Source organism: Luteolibacter sp. Y139 (assembly GCF_038066715.1).
Lineage (GTDB): Bacteria > Verrucomicrobiota > Verrucomicrobiia > Verrucomicrobiales > Akkermansiaceae > Haloferula > Haloferula soli.
In genome coordinates this window covers 19,931-42,935 of record NZ_JBBUKT010000012.1, presented here as the reverse complement: position 1 = coordinate 42,935, position 23,005 = coordinate 19,931, and the positions used below count along the sequence as shown (strand labels likewise).

Annotated in this window: 22 protein-coding genes; 11 read left to right on the top strand and 11 right to left on the bottom strand. The window is 61.2% G+C overall.

Annotated features, from left to right (window positions below; translation table 11 throughout):
• Nucleotides 1-358 precede the first annotated feature (358 nt).
• The 4 genes from WKV53_RS23700 (at nucleotide 359) to aroE (ending at nucleotide 4,496) form a co-directional block, all read left to right on the top strand.
• A complete protein-coding gene (locus WKV53_RS23700) occupies nucleotides 359-1,294 on the top strand; it encodes a polyphosphate polymerase domain-containing protein (protein WP_341407306.1) in 936 nt (311 codons plus the stop codon).
• Nucleotides 1,295-1,331: 37 nt separating this feature from the next.
• Nucleotides 1,332-2,027, top strand: coding sequence for a DUF4956 domain-containing protein (locus WKV53_RS23695; protein WP_341407305.1), 696 nt, complete (start codon nucleotides 1,332-1,334; stop codon nucleotides 2,025-2,027).
• Between the two features lie 37 nt (nucleotides 2,028-2,064).
• Nucleotides 2,065-3,537 carry a porin gene (locus WKV53_RS23690; RefSeq protein ID WP_341407304.1) on the top strand — a complete coding sequence of 491 codons (1,473 nt, stop codon included), beginning with the start codon at nucleotides 2,065-2,067 and terminating at the stop codon, nucleotides 3,535-3,537.
• Nucleotides 3,538-3,599: 62 nt separating this feature from the next.
• Nucleotides 3,600-4,496, top strand: coding sequence for a shikimate dehydrogenase (gene aroE / locus WKV53_RS23685; protein WP_341407303.1), 897 nt, complete (start codon nucleotides 3,600-3,602; stop codon nucleotides 4,494-4,496).
• 3 nt (nucleotides 4,497-4,499) lie between these two features.
• Here aroE and WKV53_RS23680 read toward each other — a convergent pair whose 3' ends face one another.
• Both WKV53_RS23680 and WKV53_RS23675 read right to left on the bottom strand, forming a co-directional pair.
• Nucleotides 4,500-5,594, bottom strand: a complete 1,095-nt coding sequence (locus WKV53_RS23680; protein ID WP_341407302.1) for an FmdB family zinc ribbon protein — start codon at nucleotides 5,592-5,594, stop codon at nucleotides 4,500-4,502.
• Nucleotides 5,595-5,603: 9 nt separating this feature from the next.
• Nucleotides 5,604-6,725, bottom strand: a complete 1,122-nt coding sequence (locus tag WKV53_RS23675; RefSeq protein WP_341407301.1) for a hypothetical protein — start codon at nucleotides 6,723-6,725, stop codon at nucleotides 5,604-5,606.
• A gap of 180 nt (nucleotides 6,726-6,905) precedes the next feature.
• On the opposite strand from WKV53_RS23675, the gene WKV53_RS23670 reads away from it, so the two are divergent.
• Nucleotides 6,906-7,733 carry an LOG family protein gene (locus WKV53_RS23670; protein ID WP_341407300.1) on the top strand — a complete coding sequence of 276 codons (828 nt, stop codon included), beginning with the start codon at nucleotides 6,906-6,908 and terminating at the stop codon, nucleotides 7,731-7,733.
• Nucleotides 7,734-7,739: 6 nt separating this feature from the next.
• Here the strand turns inward: WKV53_RS23670 and WKV53_RS23665 are convergent, their stop codons facing one another.
• Entirely contained in the window at nucleotides 7,740-8,333 is a 594-nt protein-coding gene (locus WKV53_RS23665) for a GNAT family N-acetyltransferase (RefSeq protein ID WP_341407419.1), read from the bottom strand.
• Nucleotides 8,334-8,432: 99 nt separating this feature from the next.
• Between WKV53_RS23665 and WKV53_RS23660 the strand changes: the two genes are divergently transcribed.
• A complete protein-coding gene (locus WKV53_RS23660) occupies nucleotides 8,433-9,167 on the top strand; it encodes a copper homeostasis protein CutC (protein WP_341407299.1) in 735 nt (244 codons plus the stop codon).
• A gap of 151 nt (nucleotides 9,168-9,318) precedes the next feature.
• The gene (locus WKV53_RS23655) at nucleotides 9,319-9,762 is read left to right on the top strand and encodes a hypothetical protein (protein ID WP_341407298.1); all 444 of its coding nucleotides are present in this window, start codon (nucleotides 9,319-9,321) and stop codon (nucleotides 9,760-9,762) included.
• Between the two features lie 239 nt (nucleotides 9,763-10,001).
• Here WKV53_RS23655 and WKV53_RS23650 read toward each other — a convergent pair whose 3' ends face one another.
• The 3 genes from WKV53_RS23650 to WKV53_RS23640 form a co-directional block, all read right to left on the bottom strand.
• The gene (locus tag WKV53_RS23650; RefSeq protein ID WP_341407297.1) at nucleotides 10,002-11,765 is read right to left on the bottom strand and encodes a phosphatidylinositol-specific phospholipase C domain-containing protein; all 1,764 of its coding nucleotides are present in this window, start codon (nucleotides 11,763-11,765) and stop codon (nucleotides 10,002-10,004) included.
• Nucleotides 11,766-11,834: 69 nt separating this feature from the next.
• Nucleotides 11,835-12,671, bottom strand: coding sequence for a hypothetical protein (locus WKV53_RS23645; protein WP_341407296.1), 837 nt, complete (start codon nucleotides 12,669-12,671; stop codon nucleotides 11,835-11,837).
• A gap of 68 nt (nucleotides 12,672-12,739) precedes the next feature.
• The gene (locus WKV53_RS23640) at nucleotides 12,740-13,288 is read right to left on the bottom strand and encodes a hypothetical protein (RefSeq protein ID WP_341407295.1); all 549 of its coding nucleotides are present in this window, start codon (nucleotides 13,286-13,288) and stop codon (nucleotides 12,740-12,742) included.
• Between the two features lie 149 nt (nucleotides 13,289-13,437).
• Between WKV53_RS23640 and WKV53_RS23635 the strand changes: the two genes are divergently transcribed.
• A complete protein-coding gene (locus WKV53_RS23635; RefSeq protein WP_341407294.1) occupies nucleotides 13,438-14,133 on the top strand; it encodes a hypothetical protein in 696 nt (231 codons plus the stop codon).
• Nucleotides 14,134-14,201: 68 nt separating this feature from the next.
• Nucleotides 14,202-14,921, top strand: coding sequence for a uracil-DNA glycosylase family protein (locus tag WKV53_RS23630; protein ID WP_341407293.1), 720 nt, complete (start codon nucleotides 14,202-14,204; stop codon nucleotides 14,919-14,921).
• A gap of 111 nt (nucleotides 14,922-15,032) precedes the next feature.
• On the opposite strand, the gene WKV53_RS23625 is transcribed toward WKV53_RS23630, so the two are convergent.
• Nucleotides 15,033-15,338: a hypothetical protein gene (locus WKV53_RS23625; RefSeq protein ID WP_341407292.1), complete on the bottom strand. Its 306-nt coding sequence runs from the start codon at nucleotides 15,336-15,338 to the stop codon at nucleotides 15,033-15,035.
• Nucleotides 15,339-15,493: 155 nt separating this feature from the next.
• Nucleotides 15,494-16,219 (bottom strand): 3-keto-disaccharide hydrolase, encoded by a 726-nt coding sequence (locus WKV53_RS23620; RefSeq protein ID WP_341407291.1) that lies wholly within the window; start codon nucleotides 16,217-16,219, stop codon nucleotides 15,494-15,496.
• Between the two features lie 116 nt (nucleotides 16,220-16,335).
• On the opposite strand from WKV53_RS23620, the gene WKV53_RS23615 reads away from it, so the two are divergent.
• Nucleotides 16,336-16,842: a hypothetical protein gene (locus tag WKV53_RS23615; protein WP_341407290.1), complete on the top strand. Its 507-nt coding sequence runs from the start codon at nucleotides 16,336-16,338 to the stop codon at nucleotides 16,840-16,842.
• A 10-nt stretch (nucleotides 16,843-16,852) separates the two neighbouring features.
• Here WKV53_RS23615 and WKV53_RS23610 read toward each other — a convergent pair whose 3' ends face one another.
• The 3 genes from WKV53_RS23610 to WKV53_RS23600 all read right to left on the bottom strand — a co-directional run bounded on the left by WKV53_RS23610 (nucleotide 16,853) and on the right by WKV53_RS23600 (nucleotide 20,474).
• Nucleotides 16,853-18,223, bottom strand: a complete 1,371-nt coding sequence (locus WKV53_RS23610) for an L-serine ammonia-lyase (RefSeq protein WP_341407289.1) — start codon at nucleotides 18,221-18,223, stop codon at nucleotides 16,853-16,855.
• A 98-nt stretch (nucleotides 18,224-18,321) separates the two neighbouring features.
• On the bottom strand, nucleotides 18,322-19,887 hold the full coding sequence (locus WKV53_RS23605; RefSeq protein ID WP_341407288.1) for a LamG-like jellyroll fold domain-containing protein: 1,566 nt from the start codon (nucleotides 19,885-19,887) through the stop codon (nucleotides 18,322-18,324).
• The gene (locus WKV53_RS23600) at nucleotides 19,884-20,474 is read right to left on the bottom strand and encodes a sigma-70 family RNA polymerase sigma factor (protein ID WP_341407287.1); all 591 of its coding nucleotides are present in this window, start codon (nucleotides 20,472-20,474) and stop codon (nucleotides 19,884-19,886) included. Before WKV53_RS23600 ends, WKV53_RS23605 begins: the two co-directional genes overlap by 4 nt.
• A 126-nt stretch (nucleotides 20,475-20,600) precedes the next feature.
• Here WKV53_RS23600 and WKV53_RS23595 point away from each other — a divergent pair, with 126 nt between their 5' ends.
• Complete coding sequence (locus WKV53_RS23595) at nucleotides 20,601-22,994, top strand: hypothetical protein (protein WP_341407286.1); 2,394 nt, start codon at nucleotides 20,601-20,603, stop codon at nucleotides 22,992-22,994.
• The last annotated feature ends 11 nt before the right edge of the window (nucleotides 22,995-23,005 follow it).

Genomic DNA, 23,005 nt, shown 5'->3' with positions numbered 1-23,005 from the left:
TCCCCCCCGAGTCCAGCAGGTTGCCCGCTGTTTCCCCCAACAGTTTGCAATGCCCCCCACATCCCTCCCCAAGTTACGTCCAGCCGTGCCTCCGCGCGTGTCTCTGGTGCAGCGTCATTTTGTCAGACGATTTCCGTCTCATTTTGGCAATCCCGCCGTCGTCCCTACGATTGGCAGAAATCGGGAACCAGTTTTCTCCGAAACTTTGTTAGTTGTTCGGAGTTTGCCCGTTAACGGTTCTTCGCACTCCTTCCGTCGGACACCCAAGACGACACTTCCTACCGCAAAATTTGATCGACGGATCGATTTCGTGACGGGAATGTCACCCGCCGCTGTTTGACACCCCGCCTCCCCTGCAATGGACGCGAACCAGAACCGTATCGAATTTAAATTCGTCCTTCCTCCCCACCTCGGAGAGGTGGTCCGGCGTCGTGTCGGCGAAGTGATGATGGCCGACCGTGGGGCCGAGGATGGCTATCCGGTCTTGTCGGAGTATTACGACACTTCGGAGCGTAGCTCTTATTGGCAGAAGCAGTTCGATGTTCCGAACCGCCGCCGTATCCGCACCCGTGTCTATGGCCGTCGCGACGGCGTCATTCCGGCGAGTGCCTTCATCGAGGTGAAGCACAAGCTCGACGGCGTGACCGTGAAGCGCCGGGTGTCCGTGGATCTCGACGAACTGGAGCAACTCACCGAGGGCATCATTCCAGTACGCAACGAGGCTACCTCTTCTCCTACTGATGGCCGCGTGCTCGCGGAGATCAACGGCTTGGTCAATGAACAGGGTAGCCGTCCGGTAGTGCAGATCCGCTATCATCGCTTCGCCTACGACAGCGGTCCGGATGGCACCATCCGCATCACCTTTGATAGCAACCCGCTCTGCCGCTTCCAGCGAGTGCCGTTGACGCCGGACGATCCGGACTTCGAGCTTCCGCTGTTGGAACCCGGCTCCTCGATCATGGAGGTGAAGACCATCGGCTCGGTGCCCTATTGGTTCCGTAGCTTGATCGGTGAGTTCAATTTGGTGCCTCGCGGGTTCAGCAAATACACGGCCGCGCTGGAGCTTTACGAATTCAAGAGCCGCCCGCCGGTCTTTTCACCGGTTCGCCCCGAGCCTCCATCCACGCGCCGGATCCCGCGGAAGACCGAAGCTCTGGACGACAAGGGCCGCCGTCGTCCTACGGCCACCACCGGCCTGCGCCGCAATATTCCTTCGCCGGCACCGACTGCTGGCATCTTCCGCGTTTGGTTCGATCGCCTGCTTTCCTACCTGCATCTTCAGAAAGCCCGCTAAACCTATTCCGCTCTGCTGCCGTTTCCCCTGACCCAAGATGACCTTCGAAGACTTGTTTAACATCGGCGGAAACGCCAAAGCTGGCACCCTTCACCCTCTGGAAGTTGTAGTGGCCCCGGCAGTGAGCCTGGTCTTGAACCTGGCGATCGCGGCCCTTTACCGGAAAACCTACAAAGGCACCCGCTATTCTCAGGACTACGTCCAGACGCTGATCATGATCGGCCTGGTGACGACCATCCTGATCGTGGTGGTGGCGAGTAATGGCGCGATCGCCTTTGGCATGTTCGCCGCCTTCTCGGTGATCCGCTTCCGTCGCACGCTCGGCCAGTCGCGTGACCTTGCTTTCGTCTTCTTCGCCATGGCCGTGGGCATGGTGGTGGGAGCGAAGCTCTACGTCCCGGCGGTATTGATCACTCTCATGGTGGGAACCGCGGTCTACGTCCTCACCAAGACGGACGCCTTCGCGCCGCGCCGTGCCTCGCACATGCTGACGCTACGGATGACCAGCGACATGGACTTCGAGCAGTTGCTCCAGCCGGTCTTCGACGAGTTCGCGGATCGCGTGCAGTTGGTCAGCGTGTCTTCGGCCCAAGCCGGCATGATGACCGAGCTGCGCTATGGCATGCAGCTCAAGCTCGGAGCCAGCACGCCCAAGCTGCTGGAGGCCTTGCATCTGGTCTGCGGCAATAACCGCGTGATCCTGACCCCGACCGGCAACGAGCTCGACATGTGAGCCGCCGGTAGGAAGAAAAACCCGCTTCCGTCTCGTGATGAAAACCCTTCCCGCGTTGTTGTTCCTTTCCTGCCTGGCCGGACCGCTCGTTGTCCCGGCCAATCTTCATGCCCAAGAGCCCGCCGCCGAGTCGGCGAAGCCCGCCAAGGACGGCAAAAAGAAGAAGAAAAAGGACAAGGATAAGAAAAAGAAGAAGGACAAGGATAAGGCTGAGGGTGCGGACAAGGGCACCGAGAAGCATAAGGACAAGCACAAGCACAAGGATGAGGCCGCATCCGAGCCGGTTTCCACCGGCGCTGGTGTCGCGGCCGGTGCCAATGCCAGCGCCAAGGAGGCTCCGCCGGAGCTTGTCGACAAGCCGGCGTCCAACAACGGCGACTGGTGCCAGTGGCTCCAGAACAACCCCGGCCTGCTCTACGAGAACAAGGAAAACCCCTACATCCAGTCCTTCAAGATCGGCGGGCGCTTCCACTATCAGATCGCGTCGTTGGAAGGCACCGATGTCAATGGCATGGACTTCAACGACAAGTACGATGAATATCGTAGGTTGCGGTTCGAGACCAAGACGAAGTTCCTCAGGTATTTCACCGCCGAGGTGAACGTGAACCTGGTGGATGACAACCGGTTCCACAACGGTCCCTACAGTGATCTGGAGTGGGGCTACGACACCTTTGACGAAGCCTCGGTGACGTTCGACATCGGCAAGGCCTTCGGGGATGGCTGGCTGGACGGCATCAAGCTGAAGTACGGCCGGATGAAGTTGGACATGACCGAGGAAACCCGGATGTCCTCGAATGACACCTACACCATCGAACGTTCCTCCATTTCCGAAAAGGTCAGTGGCGACGCCGGCCGGCCGACAGGTGTGACCCTGGAGCTCGAGAAGGGCGACTGGGACTTGATCCTGGGGATGTTCAGCGCCGAGGACGATTCGGATTTCGTCGCCGGCTGGGGCGAAGGCCAGTTCTTCTACGGCAGCCTCCAGTGGCGTGCGACGGACGATCTCAGGCTGGTGCTCGATTACAGCCAGAACAATAGCGATGGGGTGGACGATGCCCTTGGCTACGGCTGGGCGGCCGCTCTCTCCGCGATCTACGAGAAGAAGAACTGGGGCGTCATCACCGAAGCGCTTTATGGCGACAATGGTGGCGGCATCAGCGCGCCAATCACGCGCCGGCAGGGTGATTTCCACGGCTTCGTGGTGATGCCGTGGTACTGGATCCTGGAAAACAGGCTGCAGGCGGTGCTTCAATACCAGTATGCCAGCTCACCGGAATCGCAGGGCTTGCAATTGCCGTCCCGCTACCTCCGCGCGGAGCATGAAAATCCTCTGGTGGACGTGGACAATGGCCGCGGCAATGAGCACCACTCCCTCTACGCCGGTCTCAACTGGCACCTCTGCCCCGACCGTGTGCGAGTCATGGGCGGCTTCTCACTCGACGACCTGACGACGCGGAAGAGCGAGGTCAAGGCCTACACCTGGCAGCTCGCGGTCCGCACGTCCTTCTGATCCGACCGGCCGCGGATTGACGACCGCAGCGCGCCCGCCATGGTGGGCGCGCTTTTCTTTTCATGAGCCTCTATTTCCCCGACGACCTGACGTCCCGCGAGCGGCTGGATGCCGGGCATGACCAGCCGGCGCGCCTGGCGGTGATCGGCCATCCGGTGGCCCACTCGCTCTCGCCGCGCATGCACCAGCCGGCGCTGGATGAGGCCGGCATCGCGGCGCGTTACATCAAGGTGGAAGTCGAGCCCGGTCAGGTGGCAGAGGTCTTCACTCAGATGCGCGCCCTCGGCTTCATCGGCTGCAATGTGACCGTGCCCCACAAGTTCGAGGCGCTGGCCGCTTGCGATGAGGTCGATGCCGGTGCCGCGGAAATGGGCGTGGTGAATACCGTGCGCTTCGATCCGGATGCCACCCGCGGGTTCAATACCGATGGCTACGGCTTCGAGGAAGCCGTCCGGGAAACGCTCGGTGTGACCTTGCGCGGCGCGGCGGTCCTGATCGCTGGCGCGGGTGGTGGGGCGGGGGGGGCGATCGCGGTTCACTGCGCGCGCGAGGGTGTCGCCCGGCTGGTGTTGGCGAACCGCAGCGTGGACAAGATCGAGGAGCTGGCGGGCCGCATTCGCTCGCAGCACGGCGAGGTGGAGATCCTCACTGCGGCCTTGGACGATCCCCGCCTGAAAGCTTGGGCGCACGATGCGGATCTGATCGTCAACACCTCGTCACTGGGGCTCAAGGAAAGTGATCCTTCACCGCTGCCGTCCGACTGCTTCACCGCGCGCCATGCGGCTTACGATACGATCTATCGCCCGGGCACGGCATTCCAGCAGGCCGCCATCGCGGCCGGGGCGCGGGTCGGGACCGGCCGGGAGATGTTGCTCCATCAGGGCGTGAAGGCATTCCGGATTTGGTTTCCCGGCAGTGACCCGGTGGCGGCCATGCGCCGCGGACTGGCGTCCGGCTGAGGCTTACTTTGCCGGCGGCAACTCCATCCAGTGGGTGGCCAGCAAGTCGGTGATTTTGAACGTCCGTTCCTCCGCACCTTCGCGCGTGACCCGGACATGCAGGCGGATCATTTCGCCGGGATCGTATTTCACCACTCCGCTGCCGAAGGGGCCCAGATTCTTGGCGCGCGTCGTGAAGGCTTCCTCAATGGCGCGACCCATGTCGGAGGCGCGCGTGACCCGGATTTCCGGTGAGGGTGAAAACGCTTCCCCGGGACGGCCGGGCCGCGGGGCGTAGAGCACCAGACCAATGAACTCGGGATCGCGGCCATTGGCTCCGACCCGCTCGCGGGCAAGCACGCGGAACACGCCCTCTCCCTTGCCCTTGCCGGATACGAATTGAGGCCACGGCTCGCTGCTGGCGCGCGAGAAGGCATGCCAATCGATCTTCCACTCTCCCTCTTCCTCGAAGAAGACCGCTTCGAGGAACTTGCCGTCGTCCTCTTTCCACATCGTCTCGATGGCCCGGCCGGCGGGGGTGTGGATCACCTGATAGAAGGGCAGCGTGAAGCTGGCATCAGAGGACAGGATCGGCTCATACTTGAGCGCTGCCGCCATCTCCGGGAGGATCTCCTTGGCTCGCAGAACGTGAGGTGACCTGCCTCCGATGTCACCCGCCCCGACAAATTGCTCCAGCCGCCTCGCACAGTTTTGGATTTGGTCCTGGAGCAGGCGCGAGTCCTCCATGGCCTGGCCGCCAACGGCCTGGGCATCGAGCACCGAAGTCGCCTCGCTGGCGTCGGGTGACTTCCCTTTCAGCCAGATCGCGGCGGTGCCCAGCACCACGGCCCAGACCACCACGAAGATGGCCAGGGCGCGTGCCTTCTTCTGACCTTCGCGATTGTGCTTGGACCGGCTGGACGATGACCCCGAGCGCTCCTTCGGCTTGCGGACTTTCCGGCGGATGAGGACGGGTCCGGGAGCTTCCGTCGCTTCGGTGCCGGCCACGGGATCGCCGCCGCATTCAGGACACGCACCACGCTGGTCGGCATCTGCCGTCCCACGGAATAGCGCGCCGCAGCGGGAGCAATGAAACCAAGCACCGGGAATGTCGCTCACGGCCTTTGGTTACGGGCTCACCCAGCCTTTGTGAAGCATCTCCGTGATTTCGAACAGGTTCACACCTTCACGCAGGGGGCCGGAAATGCGCAGGGTCGCGGGGACGGATCGGGTTTTCTCAAGGAGAACGGAGCTTTCATTGAGTTCTGCCTCGAGCGAATTCGCCGTGGTTGAGGACCTCCGGACAAATGCCCAGACGAATTCCTCACCCGCGGCATCGAGCAGCTGATATGAGCGATAGTCGGCTTCCGGGAATTCCGGCGTGTAGAAATTCCCCGGCTGGGCCACCACGCGGACCTTGGCTCCCTTGACCACCGTCTTCGATTTCCGCAGCTCCGAGAGCTGGGCATCACCGATGCCCTCGGTAGCCTCCCAATCGATTTTCAATTGGCCGCCTTCACGGACGAAAGCCATTTCGAAGTTCGCGAAGCCCGCCGTCTTGCCCCGCAGGATGAGTGCCGGGCGCACCTCGCTATCCGAAATCGATGTCTCGACCAGATCCTTCGAAAGCTCGCCCATCGGTTGCCAGAGGGCCATCAGGCGTTCCTTGACCCGCGCGGCATCCCTCACGAGTGGCAGCACGGCCTCGGGCGAGGTCGCCGCCGCATACTTCTTCAGGAGCGTCTCCGCCTCGTGGGTGAGGGGCCCCATGTGGTCCAGAAAGTAGGCCTTCTCTTCGCCGAATGAGTCCTGCGGGGCGAAGACGATGGCTTGCTCGGATTCGTTGGACGGCTTCTTCTTCATCGACATCACCCCCGCTACCGCCGCTACCGCGAGCGTGCAGGTGCCCGCCGCCATCCATAGGGTCCACGCGGTCAGGCTGCGTTCCTTGCTCCGGTGCCGCGGCACGTAGGGTGCCGCCGGTCCCACCTCGCCGATCACCTCGCTGATCGTACGCGCCCGCAGGGGCTCGGTGCCCTCCGCCTGCAATCGCTGCACCGGCGCTGCCGACGGATCTTCGACTGCGGCGCTCGCGCTCGTCTGGCCGGGCCCGATTTGCAGGCCGATCTCCAGGCCCTTGCCGCGGCCGGGCTCGGGAGTCGGGCGCGCTCCGCCGATCACGCGGACCTCAAATCCTGCGCGCACCCCGTCGCCATCCTCGTGCGGTTCGTTTTTCCTGTGCGGCAGCATGCGCTCGGCGGGAAGGTGTCACGCTCCTCTATCTCCGCAAGCTTACCCCGCATTTGGAGCAGAGTTTGCAAAGCCATGGTTGTTTCAAACTAACTGCCCGGTTTCCCGGCTCGGCAGGCCCTCGCCGGGCCTTGGATTCCCCGTGGCAAGGCCGTGAATGCCGTGTTAGAGAATCCCGTCATGACCCCGCCCGATTGCCCCCAGCTTCCGCAACCGACTGCGGAGCACCAGATTAGCCCGGAGGCGATTCGCGAGGAAGAGCGCTTCGAACTGGAGATCCCCGAGCGAGGCTTCCTCGCGGGACCGCGCTCCCGCCTGCATGATCTGGGCACCATCTTCCGGGTCGGGGCGGACTTCGTGCGGGCATTTCGCACGCTGCATTTCGTCGGCCCGGCGGTGACCATCTTCGGCTCCGCTCGCACCCAGCCGGGCACCACCTACTACGAAATGGCCCGCCGGATGGGCGCGGAGGTCGCCAAGCTCGGCTTCACCGTCATGACCGGCGGTGGCCCCGGCATCATGGAGGCGGGCAATCGCGGTGCCCATGAAGCCGGCGGTAGATCGATCGGCGTGAATATTGAGCTGCCCTTCGAACAGCACCTGAATCCCTACGTCGATCGCTCGGTCACGATGCGCTACTTCTTCACGCGCAAGACCATCCTGATCAAATACTCCTACGCCTTCGTGGTGCTGCCCGGCGGAGCGGGCACGCTCGATGAGATGTTCGAGACGATCACCCTGATCCAGACCGGCAAGATCCGAAATTTCCCCATCATCCTCATGGGGAAGGACTACTGGCAGCCGCTGATGGATTTCGTCTATCACATGGCCGATGCGGGGATGATCAGCCCCGGCGATCCCGAGCTGATTTTCTTCACCGATGATGTGGCGGATGCCATTGCACACCTCCAGCGCCATGCCGTCCGGCAATTCGGCCTGCGCCGTCAGAAGCTGCCCAAGCCGAGTGCGATCTTTGGAGAAAAGACGGCCGTCAAACCAGCAAGCTGAGCGGCCTTACAGCATCGCGGGCGAGAGTTCGGCGAGCCGCTCGGCCAAGTCCGCTCCTGCGGCTGTATTGGGAATCGCGTTCAGGTCGTCGAGCTTCCAGCGGAAGACCGCATTGTATCCGTCCCATTCGCCCGCGGCCCCGGTATCTCGCATCCATCGCAGGGCCCGCCGGTTTTCCGGCATGGTGTAGCCGGTCAGTGTCTCGATCCCGCAGCGGAATGCCACCAGCCAGAGGATGCCGAGCAGCAGCGTCGCCACCCCACGGCCTTGATCGGCGTCCATCACGGTGACCGAAAACTCCGCGTCGTGGGTCTCCTTATCCGATCGCCAGAAGCTTGCCGCGCCCAAGCCGGGAAAGCCCTCGCGGGTTGGATCGAAAACGGTCCAAATCGCGTGGTTGGGTAGTTGATCCGTCAGCAAGCGGTTCAGCATCGCATCACCGATGATCTCCCCCTGCCGCACCCAGAACCGTTGGTAGCGGGCCTCGGGAGAAAGCAGCCGGTAGCCCGCCGCCACATAGTCGCGGTCGGCCGGCGTCAGCGGTCGTGCCACCACCGGTGTGCCATCATGCAAACGCAGTTCGAGCCGCTCGGGAATCATCACGGCTATCCAAGCGCAGGTTCGTCGGATCTGCCACCCGCGAGTTTCGGGATGGTCGATGGCAGATCGCAGATGGTAGATCGCAGGCACCGATTGCCCATGACTCTTGAAATCTGCGTCGATTCCCTCGACTCCATCCTCGCCTGCGCCGAAGCGGGAGCCGACCGCATTGAACTCTGCGCCTCGCTCACCGAAGGTGGCCTCACGCCCAGCGCCGGCACACTGGTCCAGGCTCGGTCGCTTTTCCCCGGCGAGATCGCCATGATGATCCGCCCGCGCGGTGGCGACTTCGTTTACCGGCCGGAGGAAATCGCGGCGATGTGCGCGGACATCGAGCTCGCCCGCGATCTCGGCGCGGATGCCGTCGTCTTCGGCTGCCTCGCACCGGATGGCTCGCTGGATCTCGTCGCGATCGAAACCTTGCTCGATGCCTGCGATGGCTTTCCCGCGGTCTTCCACCGCGCCTTTGATGTCTGCTCCGAATTGCCTGACGCGCTCGAAACTCTCGCGGAGTTCGGCTTCGAACGCATTCTAACAAGTGGTGGTGCACCCTTTGCCATGGACGCGCTCGATCTCATCGCCATCCTCGTTCAACAGGCTGGCGACCGCCTCGACATTCTTCCCGGCGGCGGCATCAAGGCCGATCAAGTGGCCGAAGTCATCCGCCGCACCGGCGCGAACCAAGTTCACCTCTCCGCTCGCAGCGTTCAAGAAAGTCTCATGACCTTCCGCCGCCCCGAGGTGCCGATTGGCGCGCTCACCGTGCCCGGCGAATACGAGCGCTTCGTTGCCGATGCCGCGTTGATCGCCGCGGCTCGCTTGGGTCCCGGGTAGCCACCAATTACCTCGCATCTCAAACGCAAATTCCGAACAAGCAGATCCGGAGCGAAGTAAAGCGGCGACAAATAGGGAATAATATTTCAACGCGAAATTGACTTCATTTTCAGATCAAAAAAGACAACTTCATGACGCGTAGTCTCCAGAAATGAAGAAGTATGTAGTAATCTTAATTGCGGCAGTTGTGGCCGTTGTTTTGGTATGTATGTCGGTTTCGACGACGGCACCGGATCCGCGAAATCAAGAATTATCGTCCGGCGCTGGCCGCTTTCCCTGGAACGTCCCTAAGAAGATTTCCTTCAAGCCAATAGCTGGAGTCTATTCGTCCGAAGAGATTAAAATGAAGGTGACCCTTACTGAAGATGGTGACCTTATCTTTGCTGAATCTGAGCCTTGGGTTGAATTGGGTCGCAAAAAATACGTCCTAGAGAACCCATCGCTTAGCTTTGATATTGAAAATGGGGCATATTACATCGATTTTCTTGATCCCGATCCTGAAGTTATGACTCTTTCGAGAAGGCTGAAGCCGTTTGTTCAACCTCAAATAAGAGAATATCTTCATCTGCGACGATCAGCGGATGTGGCGAAGTAAGCTAATCATGTTGGGCTAGCGGCTTTGGAGGATGGCCAAAAACGGCAGGAGGAGCTTGCCAGACGAGCCTCCGCTCGATGCTTGGGAGAAAGTTAAAGCGGCGAAGAATCCGTAAGGCGATTGATGGATGCCTGAAGATGTGGAAAAGCCAGGATCCCGCTGAAATACTAAAAGCTTAGTACATACATAAAAAAGGCGGAGGCGATCGCATCGCCTCCGCCCGGAAATGGATCAGCCCTTCAAGGTGTCCGCTCCAGCAGGAAATCCTGCCAGGCGTTGCCGTTGTCGGGATACTGCTCCAGCCGCACGTTGTTCCCGCCATTTCCTCCGGGGATGTCCCAGCTCATGCCATCGTGGACGAAGTAGAATTTGAAGAGCCCGTTGGTCTTCGGCAGGATGCGCAGCTTTTGGTCGCCGGCATTTGCGGGCAGGTAGTCCCACAACTGGCAGTCCTCGCCATTCACGCTGGTGCCGTTCACCACGCAGAGCACGCGGGTCAGGGCATTCAGACTTGAGGCGCGCAGGTGGCCATTCGTCACGCTCTCGAAGCGCCACTTGAACCACGGATTGTTTTCCCAGGAATATTGGATGATCGGGCTGCCATTGGTGCTGCCCATGTTCTCCACGCAGATGTACTTCCCGGTGGATGCACGCGCGAAGTAGTCACCCCACGGCTGAAGGCGCCACTGTTGGTTGATCGAGCCATTGTCCGCGGCTTGTTCCACGCGGTCGTTGTCCGCGGTGCCGGCACCGGTGATTTGAAGCACCAAGCCGCTCTTCACGTTGCGGATCTTGTAGTAGCCATTGCCCGCGTCCACGAGGTCGAACTGCTGGCCGTTGTTGTTGCCAGTGTATTCCCAGGCGTGGACTTTTGCGCCCGCGGCGGTGGAGTCGTTCTCGATGCAGGCGCACTTGCCGCTGACCCATGAGGAGATGCGGAAGTGATCCGAGTTCTCGGTCGGAGCGAACACCCAGCGTTGGTTTGCGCCGTTGTAGTCGTAGGTCCACTGGTTGACCTGCGCGCCGTTGTTCGTGTTGCCACCGATCAGATCGAGACATTTGCCGCTGTTGCGGTTCACAATCATGAAATACGCCGGACGATAGACCGGGCGACCGGATGGCGCGTTCGTGTTATAAATGGCTGAGCACTTCGCGGCATCGGCGAAGTCCATGAGGATCGAGCCGAAGCGCCCGCTGACATTGCTGCCGAAGAAGGTGGTGATGCGCGGGTTGATGTTGTTCGAGACCGTCGGAATGTTCGGCACTCCGAAGATGCTGGTGGTGCCGCTGGTGAAGTTCACGTACAGCGTGCCCGGACCACCGTAGCGCGCTTCATTGAGGATCTGCAGGATCTGGTTCCACTTCGCGTTGTTGTCGGAAACGTTGTAGCGATCCTGCACCCGCAGCGTGCCACCGGTGCTGAAGGTGGTGTTGTCCGGCCAGTTGGAAGCATCGATGCCCTTCGGCGTGGCAGACGCACCGAAGCGGCGGAAGAGCACGATCTTCCCGCGTGCCTGAGTGAGCGTCGGAATCGCCGAGCCGAGCACCCACTTCGAAGGATTCGCCGCCACGTAGGTATCGAAGGTTGCCTCGAAGGAGCGCGTGTTCCCCGTGGCATTGTATTCCTCCTTCACGCTCATGATCACCGTCTCGCCGGGATTCGCGTTCAGGAAGCCGATGGTCGAGTTCAGGACATCGTTGAAATTCATGTTCTGATAGACCTGCCCGTGATGGATCGCGAAGGCGTCATTGATGTGACGGCAGCGGATATCGAGGAATCGCACGCCGGCATTGAGCTGGTCGGTGATGGACAGGTTCTGGCACTTCGCGGTGCCGGAGACCGGCTCGACCATGGCACCTGAATCGTGGGTGCCGGGGATCGAGAATTGGGACAGCGGAAGATTCCCATCAAGCGGGGTCATCCAGTTGTTTCCCGCGGCATTGGCGCAATACGAGAGCGCCACCATTAGAAGGCCGGCAAGCCGGCCCATGGTGTGTTTCATGGTTCTTGGGTTTAGGTGTGTGTTATGGGTTTGGGTCCGACCATCTACGGTTTGATAGATGGTACAGGTTTAGTGGGACCCTAACACTTCACCCTTCGCCCGCTCCCGCAAGGGGCCATCGGGAAATAATTCCACCCACTCCGCCGCAGCGTTGCGATCCTTCAGCGCCCATTGGTGCAGCACGGAAATCACGGCTTCATCCTGGATCTTCTCAGACGAGATTCGTTCTGCTGCAAGATTTGCAGCCTGCTTGGGATCGATTTCGGCAAGTGAGAGCGCGAGATGATTCCAGAGTGAATCCTTCAGTCCGGGATCTTGCCGATTTTCCACCCATGCCATCGCCGCCTTCAGATCCTTGCGTGGCCAGTGATGCATGATGTCCTCCGCGAGAGCATTCTTCTCCGAGCCACCATGCTCTTCTGCCAGAGTCATGGCACGTGCAGGATCCGTGATGGCCAGCTGGTTGCAGATCGTGCGTATGCAGTAATGTTGCTCCTCGGCATTGCCCAGGCTTTCGCACCACTCGACACCGGCCTCCGGATCCGAGCTTGCCCAAGCACCCGCGACGAAAAGAAGCGCCCGTTGCCGCTGCGCCCAAGGGTCCAAGCCTTGCGCAAGCTCCGCCGCGGCAGGCAGGTCGCGTTTTGTTAGATCAGGCAGCAGGACTTCGAGTGCGGTTGCAGCCGTCTCACGATCAGCGGAGCCAAGTGCCGTCGCAATTGCAGCCGGATCATGGACGGGTGCCTTGCGGTCACGAGTTGCGGCCTTTCCCAAACGCTCCGCGAGTTTTGATGAAGATGTGGCGGCAGCGTGGCGCTCCGCATCCGAAGACCGCAGCGCATGCTGCTTCACCGCGACGGGAATCCCCACCCCAAGCCCGCCAAGAGCCAGGAGCCAAGGTAGCAATTTCCCTTTTCGCACGCTCGACCCTCCTTCTCTGGCAAGAGCCGGTCAAGGCAGCGCTTCCGGCTTCATCAGAGGATGCCCAACTCGCGAGCACCGACGCTCACGGTGCCGTACTTCTCCTTCAGCTCTTCCCTGCGCAAGGCATTCTCCTCCTCAAGGTGGGCCAAGTGCGCTTCGCCGCGCCGCTGTACCCAGCCTGCCAACCAACGGAGCCCCGCCGCCATGCCGGCGATTCCCACCGCTACGATCGACCATGCGATCATCCGGGGAAGCAGTCCCTCCGGCATCGCGTCCGCGCAGCAAAAAACGAGTAGAAGCGCCTGCGCTGCGACCACTTGGCCCCAATGCTTCGCTCCCACCGCCTCCGAACGCACGAAGAGCATTCCCGCCCAGAACATCAGCAGCACTTGCGGCAGGATTGCACCGACCCAGGTGATGTGCTCGAGGATTGGCTTGTCCGCACGGAAGCCGAAGGTTCCGATGCCCGACATGGTGCCAGCCCACAAGCCCAGGGCACCGAGGGCTATGCCAGTCAGGATCGCCAGCGCGAAAAGTCCGGTCTTCCCCAGCACCCAGCCGAAGGCGTCTAGGAATATATCGATGATGCCGCTTTTCATGATCCGGAACTCTGCCGAAGACCAAGGGAAAAAGCAAGGACGCCGGAGGGTTGATTCGGGCCCTCGGTTTTGAGTTTCCGAGCTATTCTCCTCATTCAGGCCTTTTCCCGGCCGCTTGTCGGGATAGGCTCTTTCAAAGGGGTGACCGTGTGAATGATGCGCTAAATGCCTTTATCGAGCTTTATCGAGGAGCCCTGTTCTCCCACTCGGACGTGATTTTCGACGGCTTGGAACGTGGCACCGTTCGCTTGGTACGGATCTCGAATGATGTCCCATCCGGCCTCTATGCGGAGCTTTTCGGACACAGGGCCAGCCTTCTTGAAGCCTTGGACCCATGCCCTGATCCCGAGTCGCGGGATGAATGGCGAGTAATCGCGGATCATCTGGCAAAAGCTCACGAAAGCGAAGTTTGCCGGACGTGGACCTTTATTGGAGAGAGGTATGCCTACACCGTCTATGAGATCGAACAATCCAGCGTGATCGCCGGATGTGAGGTCGACGATCTGGCAGCGCGCGAGGAACAACGCGCCAAGATTGCTGCGATTGGAGTGACGTTCTCTTCCAATACAGTCCGCAAGATCGGCGAGGTTCTCGTGGATCCACGCTTCGGATTTGGAGCGGAGGGCACCAGAGCGAGTGGCTATGAACTCTACACCGCGAAGGAAGCTGCCCGTGAGGCAATCGAGCTCCTGAGAAACTGTGGGATATTGGATGCGCACGAGATCGAAATTTATAACCCTACGAGGGGTGCCAATGACGGCACGCGCTATGATCGCTTGCTTGCTCACCTCGAGGGAGAAGATAGCAATCGACCGTCATATTCGGGAGTTCGGTTCAGCCTCTGAAGCTCTGGTGCGAAAGCAAGGATGCGGGAGAGGTTGATTCGCTGCCCCTGCCACGCTTGAGTCGCCGCGTGTCCGATGCCCTGATCGCCGCCTCCCGCACGCTGGCCGACCGCCTGCGCCCGCTGACCTTTTCCACCGCCAGCCACGTTTACCTGCCGCTCGACTATGCCCGCGAGCCGCACGAGCTTTATCTCAAGCGCTTCGGCGGCGGAAAGAAGCGCGTTGTTTTCCTCGGCATGAATCCCGGACCCTTCGGCATGGCCCAGACCGGTGTGCCCTTCGGCGAGATTCCCGCGGTGCGGGATTGGATGGGCATTTCCGCGGCGGTCGGAAAGCCAGCGATGGAGCATCCCAAGCGGCCGATCCAAGGCTTCGACTGCCCCAAGTCCGAGGTCAGCGGCCGCCGGCTATGGGGGCTCTTCGCGGAGCGTTTCCCCAAGGCGGAGGATTTCTTCAAGGACCACTTCGTCATCAATTACTGCCCGCTCGTCTGGATGAGCGCCACCGGAGCGAACCTCACGCCGGACAAGCTTCCGTCTTCCGAAATGGTGCCGGTGGATCAAGCCTGCCTCGATCACCTCGCCGCGACGCTGGAAGTACTAAAACCACAGTACTTGATCGGCGTCGGCGGTTACGCCGAGGAGCGCCTCAAGGCCGCCGCCGAACGCACCGGCTCCAACGCCACGCTGGGCCGCATTCTCCATCCGTCCCCGGCCTCACCCGCTGCGAACCGCGGCTGGGCGGAAGCCGCGACGAAGCAGCTCGTCTCGCAAGGGATCTGGGAGTGATTGCAGGGCTACCTGGCGGTCACGGGCGCGGTCTGCTCCGGGATCGCCATGCACTGCGCATTCATTCACCTCGCTACGGCGAAGATCCGGCGTAGGTGCATCGCCGTAGGGTCAGACCCCGGAAAGCTCGAATTGCACCTTGAGGAGGCTGTCCTTTGCCGCACCCATCCAAGCGTCGGGCGTCTTGTGGTCCGTGCCTTCCTGAGGAACCAGCGCATGCCAGCAGCAGGATCGGAAAAGCTCCACCTTCTCCTGAACGTAGCCCGCTTTGGGGAGGGATTCGGATTTCGATTTCAGATCCTGATCGAGGCGCAGGCAAAGGGCGTCGATCGCAGCGAGGAGCCTGATCCCTTCGAGAGCGTCTTCGAGATCGATGGCGTCGAACAGTTCGCGGATGGCGATGGCAGTGGATTTCATCACGGCTAAAGGATTTCAGGTTTGAGCGTCTCCGGCAAGTCGGCGCATATGCCACCTGCAGGAAAGCGGCAGAGGACACCCTGCAATCGAAGCCTTCGATGCTCTCTCCCGAGTGAAGGGCCCGGGAGCCTCGGAAGGGTTTGTCGGGCGACCCGCTACGGTTTGGCCAGAGGCGCCGTTTGTTCCGGAGTTGCCATTCCTCCCGGCAACTCCAGCAGGCGGATATTGCGGAAATGGATTTCCGAACCTTCAGCCTCCAGGCACAGGTAGCCTTTCCGCACGCTGGCCTGGCTCATGCCGTTCACGAACTTGCCATTGATCGAGAGCTTGATCACGCCGTCGGTGCAGACGACCACATACTGGTTCCATTCGCCGGCACCCTTGCAGCGCATCTCCTTCGACATGCTTCGTTCGCCGCGCGGGAAGTCCGGCACGGCTTGCAGGCCATTGGCACCAAAGAGCTCGCCTGAAACGTAGCCGGGGTGATTGGGCGATCCATCGGGCTTCGGATTGAGGCGCGGCCACTGGAGTTCCAGCATCTGGACTTCCATGCCCTTGGGCAGCTGCTGGCCCGGGGCGGGCGCGCCCTCGCTCCAGACGAAGACGCCGGAATTGCCGCCCTCCTTCATGTGCCGCCATTCGATCTCCAGGATGAAGTTCTCATACTGTTTCTCCGAGCGCATTACCCCGGTCGGGTTGCCGGAGCAGACGAGGATGCCGTCTTTCACCGTCCACGTTTCAGGAGAGGTATTCACATCCACCCAGCCGCTGAGATCGCGACCGTTGAAGAGAGATTGGAACGCGAGTGCTTCGTCCGCAGCAAGCAGCGCCGGAGTGGCGATGCAAGGAAGGACGATGGAAAGAAGGGCCGTGCGAATCATGCGGATCAACTACTGCGAAAAGTATCCGGTTTCTTCACTTGGGGACGAAGATTGCGATGTAGGCTGGCGTTGTCATTCCTCGACGAATCAGAGGGAAATCTCTAGCGTGGCTTCCGATGGATCCGGTCGACATCTTCGGGGAAACGCTCTGGCAGTGGATCAAGCGAATCTTCCTATACCTGTCGTCCATGGTTTTGGGAGGAAGCTTGGGGGAGGTCATTGGTTCTCTCTCAGGGATTTTCAGAGGGAAAGTTCCAGAGATTGCCACACTGTCTCGCGATTTCCTTCAGGGACCGGAATGGATCATCGGGTCGATCCTCTCGTCGATGGGAATTCCTTTGATTGCTCTCCTGTGTGTCTTCGTGATTACCTCCTGGTCTCCTTATTGGTGGTGGTTCACCGGGGTGGCCATGGTTTCCTCGCTGGTCATCTTTGATGACTCAGGTGCCGCGCGTTGGGGAGTCTGGCTGGTAATCATGATCACGCTGGCTGTCGCCGTCCAGTGGCTGAAGTTCTGGCATCGCAATCGCTGGGCGGCAGAGCTTGCCGCGTTGGGAGCAGAAAATGCAGTCCGGCGTGCCTATGAATCCAGCATGGCGGATCTGGACGAATCCAAGCGATGATTTTAGCGGCCTAGCATTCCACGACGTTGACCGCGAGACCTCCACGCGAGGTCTCCTTGTACTTGCTCTTCATGTCGCGGCCGGTGTCGCGCATGGTCTTGATGACCTTGTCGAGCGAGACGAAGTGCGAGCCATCACCGGCCATCGCGAGGCGGGCGGCGTTGATCGCTTTCACCGAAGCCATCGCGTTGCGCTCGATGCATGGGATCTGCACCAGCCCGCCAACGGGATCGCAAGTGAGGCCGAGATTGTGCTCCATGCCGATTTCGGCGGCGTTCTCGACCTGCTTCGGTGTGCCGCCGAGGTATTCCACAAGCCCCGCTGCAGCCATCGAGCAGGCGACGCCAACTTCACCCTGGCAGCCGGCTTCCGCGCCCGAGATGGAGGCATTGCGCTTGTAGAGCATGCCGATCGCCGCCGCGGTCAGCAGGAAGCGATGGATACTATCCGCATGCAGCGAATGGCGGAAGCGCACGGCATAGTGAAGCACGGCGGGGATGATGCCGGCGGCGCCATTCGTCGGTGCGGTGACCACGCGACCACCCGCGGCGTTCTCTTCATTCACGGCGAGTGCGTAGAGATTCACCCAATCAAGAATCGTCAACGGATCGTTCAGGCAGGCTTCTGAATTACTACGAAGGTTCTCGTAGATCGCCTTCGCACGTCGTTTCACTTTCAGGCCTCCGGGAAGCACGCCTTCGTGCGAGCAGCCGCGTTTCACGCAGTCTTGCATCGCTTGCCAGATGGCATCAAGGCGGGCACGGGTTTCTTCCTCGGGGCGCAAGGCGTTCTCATTGGCCAGTAGAAGCGAGGAGATCGACAGGCCCGTCCTCTCGCAATGCGCCATCAATTCTGCGGCACAGGTGAAGGGATAGGGCTGCGCCACCTCGGCCACAGGCGGTGCTTTCATCTCCTCCTCGGTGGCGATGAATCCTCCGCCGAGCGAATAGACCACCGCGTCTGCAATGGGCTTTCCGTTCTCGTCGAGCGCAGTGAAGTGCATCCCATTGGGATGCAGCGGCAAGGGTTTGAGGCGCTTGAAGTCGAGATCGCGCTTCTCATCGAAATCCAACTCCGCACCCCACGGAGTGAGCAGCTTGCCCGAACGGATCGTGGCGAGCTTTTCCGGAACGCTATCGATCACCACCGTCTCCGGCTCCTCGCCGAGAAATCCCAACAGGATCGCCGAGTCCGTGCCGTGACCCTTTCCCGTGGCGGCGAGTGAGCCGTAGAGGTCGCAATGCAATCGCGCCACCTGCGGCGCGAGTCCCTCTGCTTGCAGCCGCACGACAAACCGGCACGCCGCACGCATCGGCCCCACGGTGTGGGACGACGACGGGCCGACGCCGATGGTGAACAGATCGAGAGCGGAGAGAGTCATGTGCCGTCGGCCAGACTGACCGATCGCGTGGAAAGCCGCAAGGACGCGGGGAAAATTGACCGATTCCGGGGCGACAGATGCGGCTTGGTGTCAAAGGACTACCTCGGCATCTCATTCCGTGCCTTCAACGCACGGATCTCATCCTGCGAAAGCGGGGTGTCGAAGATGAAAACCTCATCCACCTCGCCGCGGAAGAAACCGCCGTCGTGATGGTTCGGAACACTTTGATTGTAGGTGATGTTCCGTCCCAACCACACGCCGTGGCTCGCGCCTTCGGTGCGCGTATTCAACTCCTGAAGGGAACGGCGGGAGATGGGCTCCAGTTTGCCATCTAGATAGATGAGCACGTGCTTGCCGATGTCGGGTTGCGAGGCCTCGAAGAGCACTACAGCGACGTGGTGCCATTGGTCATCGCGCAGGTCCGTCGCGCCGATGATCTGGCCCCCGTGTGCGCCGACGCGAAGGTGGCCGACCGGGCCTTCCTTTTCGACTGGATTGATGGAGACCTGCCAGACTCCGCCAAAGTTATTTCCTTCGAAGAGGCCCCACGAGAGGATGCCGAAGCCTTCGCGCAAGCTGAAGTCCTGCGGCACCTTCACCCAGAAGCTGACAGTGCGCGGCTCCCGCCCGCCGATTCCCGGGAAATCGCTTTCCGCGTAGCCTCCCTTGCCATCGAAGGCGAAGGCATGACCGAACACTCCCGGGACCTCGGCTGGCTTCTGCCCCGGCTCCATGGCGCGGGAATTCATATCATAGTCCCCTCCCGGGAATCCTCGTAATTCGGCGGTATCGCTGCCGCTCCCGGCTCCTTCCAGTGGCCAGTGGATTGCCCGCGGGGATCCCGCGCGCTGCGGCGGCAGAGAGGTGTAAAATGAACCCGGGTCCGCGGGTATCCGCGCGCTGCCGTTGCCGTCGAAGCGGAGGGCATCGTTTTTCTTGAGCAGGACCTTGGCACCGTCGGTGGGGATGGCTTCCACCTCGCCTTCCAGCACGTGGGTTTCCACGCCCTCGTTGCTTACGGACACTCCGAACTCGGTGCCGAGGTCAACGACCGCGCCCCTCGATGTCTCAAGGCGATAGCCGTGACCGGCCTCCGTCACGCGCATCAAGACGCGGCCGCGATGAAGCACCGAGCGCATCGGCTCCGCCAGCTCAAGATCCGCCGGACCTTCCACGATCATCCGTCCGCGGCCAGCCATATCGAGTTCCACCAGGCCGCTATCAAACTGCAAGCGGGTGCCGGGCTTGAGTTCGCCGCCTTCGGTTAGCGGCGTCGCACCGCCCCAAGTGATGGTTTCGAGACGGGTCACGCTGGCCACCTTCCCGGGCCCTACGAAGAACCACGTCGAAAAACCGAGCACGACCATCGCGGCGATCGCCATGATGCGGTTGCGCCAAGCATGGCGGCGAATCTTGTCCTGCACGCCGGAGAGGAACTCATCCTGGTCGGCCCTGGACACCGCCTCCATCAGCCTAGCGTGGCGGCGTTCGGCGGTGAGCTCATCCTCGAGCGCCACGCCTAACAGACCCTCGATGACCGCGTGAGCACCGAGGACCTCGAGAGCCTGCGGATCGGCCTCCAGCCGTTTCGCAAGCGCGCTCCGCTCCGCTTCCTCCATGTCTTCGGCGAACAGCCGTGCGATCTCCTCATCCTGCCGCTTCATGATTCCGGCACCTCCATCTTCTTCTGCACGCACTCCGCAAGAAGTTCGCGCAACCGGTGAAGCTGCATCGTGAGCGCCGAGTAGCCCTTGCCGCTCTCGGCGGAAATCTCGCGCACCGTTTTTCCCGTCACGTAGCGCTGGTTGAGCAACTCGCGCGATGGCCCATCGATCTTGTCGAGGCACTTGGTCAGCGCATCGAGTGCGCCGCTTTCATCGCCGCTTGCGGGAAAGGCATCCGCGCCGCGGTCGATCAGTGCCTGGAGCTCGTCATTGCCGCCGATGCATTGTTCGCGGCGCTTCCTCACGAAGTTCCGTAGGTGATTCACGGCGATGCCCCGCAGCCAGCCCTCGAAGCTCGCTTCGCCGCTGTAGGTCTTGATGCGGCGGAAGGCCGTTACGAAGACATCCTGAGCCAGATCATCCGCCGCGGCCCAGTCACGGATGCGCGAGCGCAGGAACCCACGCACCCAGCCCTCATGAATCCGGACGAGTTCGCCGAAGGCCTCCATCCAGCCCGGTCCACGCGCCTGTATCCGGCGAAGCAGGGCAGCCGGGGGAGAAGCCGGAGAATCAGAGTCAGAGTCCACGAAGACGGGATGTGGCAGGCTACGCAAAGTGACACAAAAAATTTCGCAGCCACAGGGAGATTCCGCCGACACGGCTTTTTTGAGGGAAATCGTGTTACCTTTACGCATTCGACACACTTCTGGCTGATGCGACGTCTTCTCACCGCCTTCGTCATTCTAGCAGCTCCGCTTTCTGCCGGGCCCGTGCAGCTTTCCGGAATCTATCCTCACCTCGCGATGTTCAATGAAGAGGGGGAATGTGGCACCGGAGCCGTGGTGCCGTGGGCGGATCGCCTGTGGGTGGTCACCTATGCACCGCATGCGCCGAAGGGGTCATCCGACAAGCTCTATGAGATCACGCCGGATCTGAAACAGATCGTACGGCCCGAGTCGATCGGTGGCACGCCGGCGAACCGGATGATCCACCGCGAGTCAAACCAGCTCTTCATCGGACCTTATGCCGTATCCTCAGAAGGGAACGTGCAAGCGATTCCGTACTCGACGATGTTCGGTCGTCCGACGGCCAATGCCCGGCACCTCACCGATCCGGCTGGTAAGATCTACTACGCCAGCATGGAGGAGGCGCTCTACGAAGTGGACGTGAAGTCGCTGGAAGTCACCGAGCTATTCCGCGACGAGGCGCTCAAGGGCGGCCACAAGGCGGACCTCCCCGGCTACCATGGCAAGGGGCTCTATTCCTCGCAGGGCTTGCTCGTTTATGCGAACAACGGCGAATATGGCGAGGCCGCTCAGACGCGTCCGGAAACACCGTCTGGGGTGCTTGCCACGTGGAATGGCAAGGAAAGCGGGTTCGACATCGTCCGGCGGAACCAGTTCACGGAGGTGACCGGTCCCGGTGGAATTTACGGGAACTCCAGTAGTTCGGATCCGCTCTGGGCGATGGGTTGGGATCATCGCTCGCTGATCCTGATGCTGCTCGATGGCGGAAAGTGGCAAACCTTCCGCCTGCCGAAGGGATCGCACTCCTACGATGGTGCCCACGGCTGGAATACCGAGTGGCCGCGCATTCGCGAGATCGGGGAGGGGGACAGGCTGCTGGCCACCATGCACGGCACCTTCTGGAGCTTCCCGAAAACCTTTTCCTCGAAGAACACGGCCGGTATCGCGCCGCGTTCGAATTACCTCAAGGTCATCGGAGACTTCTGCAAGTGGGACGATTGCGTGGTTTTCGGCTGCGACGACACGGCGAAGGCGGAGTTCCTCAACAAGCGCAAGGCCAAGGGCGAAATCGCTGCGCCGCAATCGCAGTCGAACCTATGGTTCGTCGAGCCCGGTCAGATCGATCATTTCGGCCCCGTCATTGGTCGGGGCGCCGTGTGGGTGAAGGAGGATGTGGAGGCTGGCAAGCCGAGTGATCCGTTCCTGATTTCAGGGTACGATCACAAAGGCCTGCATCTGGCGCAGTCAGGGACGGCCAAGGCCACCGTGACCCTGGAGGTCGATGAAGATGGAACTGGCACGTGGAAGAAGCTCAGCGAGGTGGAATTCTCATCACCTTATCAGTGGATCGACCTTTCCGGGCTCAAGGGCGTATGGCTGCGCCTGACCTCTTCGGAGAAACTCATCGGTGTGACCGCCGCCTTCTCGTTCTCCAACTCCGACAAACGTAGTAATGCACCGGATGCCATCTTCGACGGACTCGCATCCGCATCGGAAAAGGACGTCACGGGCGGCTTCGTGCGCGCCCGGGCGGACAACAAGCGGACCCTGGCCGTTGCCGTCGTCGGTCCTGATGGCAAGGACATCGGAGGCTACGAATTGGACGGTGACCTCACCCTCAAACCCACGCAGGAGCTTCTAGCGCACACCAAGGAGCACGCCGGTATTCCGGTGGGTGTGATTTCCACGGACGAGGCTTCGGTCCTCTTCATCGATGATCATGGCAAGCGCTGGCGCTTGCCGAAAGGAGATCCTGCGCTCGACGAGATCGGCCCGCTCGGCGACAGCCGCGTCGACCGCGAGGTGGCCACGGAGCGCGACTTCTTCCACGCGCGAGGAACCTTCTACGAATTGCCGGCTGAGAATGCCGGCGGCTTCGCCAAGGTCCGCCCGGTGGCCACGCACAACAGGCGCATCCACGACTTCTGCTCCTACCGCGGGCTGTTTATCATGACCGGTATCGCCGCGGATGCGCCGAAGGACAATGCGCACATCATTCACTCGACCGATGGCAAGGCGGCACTATGGGCCGGGGCGATCGACGACATCTGGAAGATGGGCAAGCCGCGTGGACAAGGGGGCCCATGGAAAGACACGAACGTGAAAGCCGGTGCCGTTTCCGATCCCTATCTGATGACCGGCTACGACAAGAAGTCTCTCACGCTGGCTTGCGACAAGGACTCCGTGGTGAGTGCCGAAATCGATCTAACAGGGGACGGGAATTGGGTCGCCTTCCGTCGCTTCGAGGTCATTGCCGGAAAGCCACTCGCCTATGAGTTCCCGGATGCCTTCTCGGCGTACTGGATCCGCTTCAAGTGCGAGCAGGATACGAAGGCCACGGCGCAGCTCGATTATCGATGACCCGGATCCTC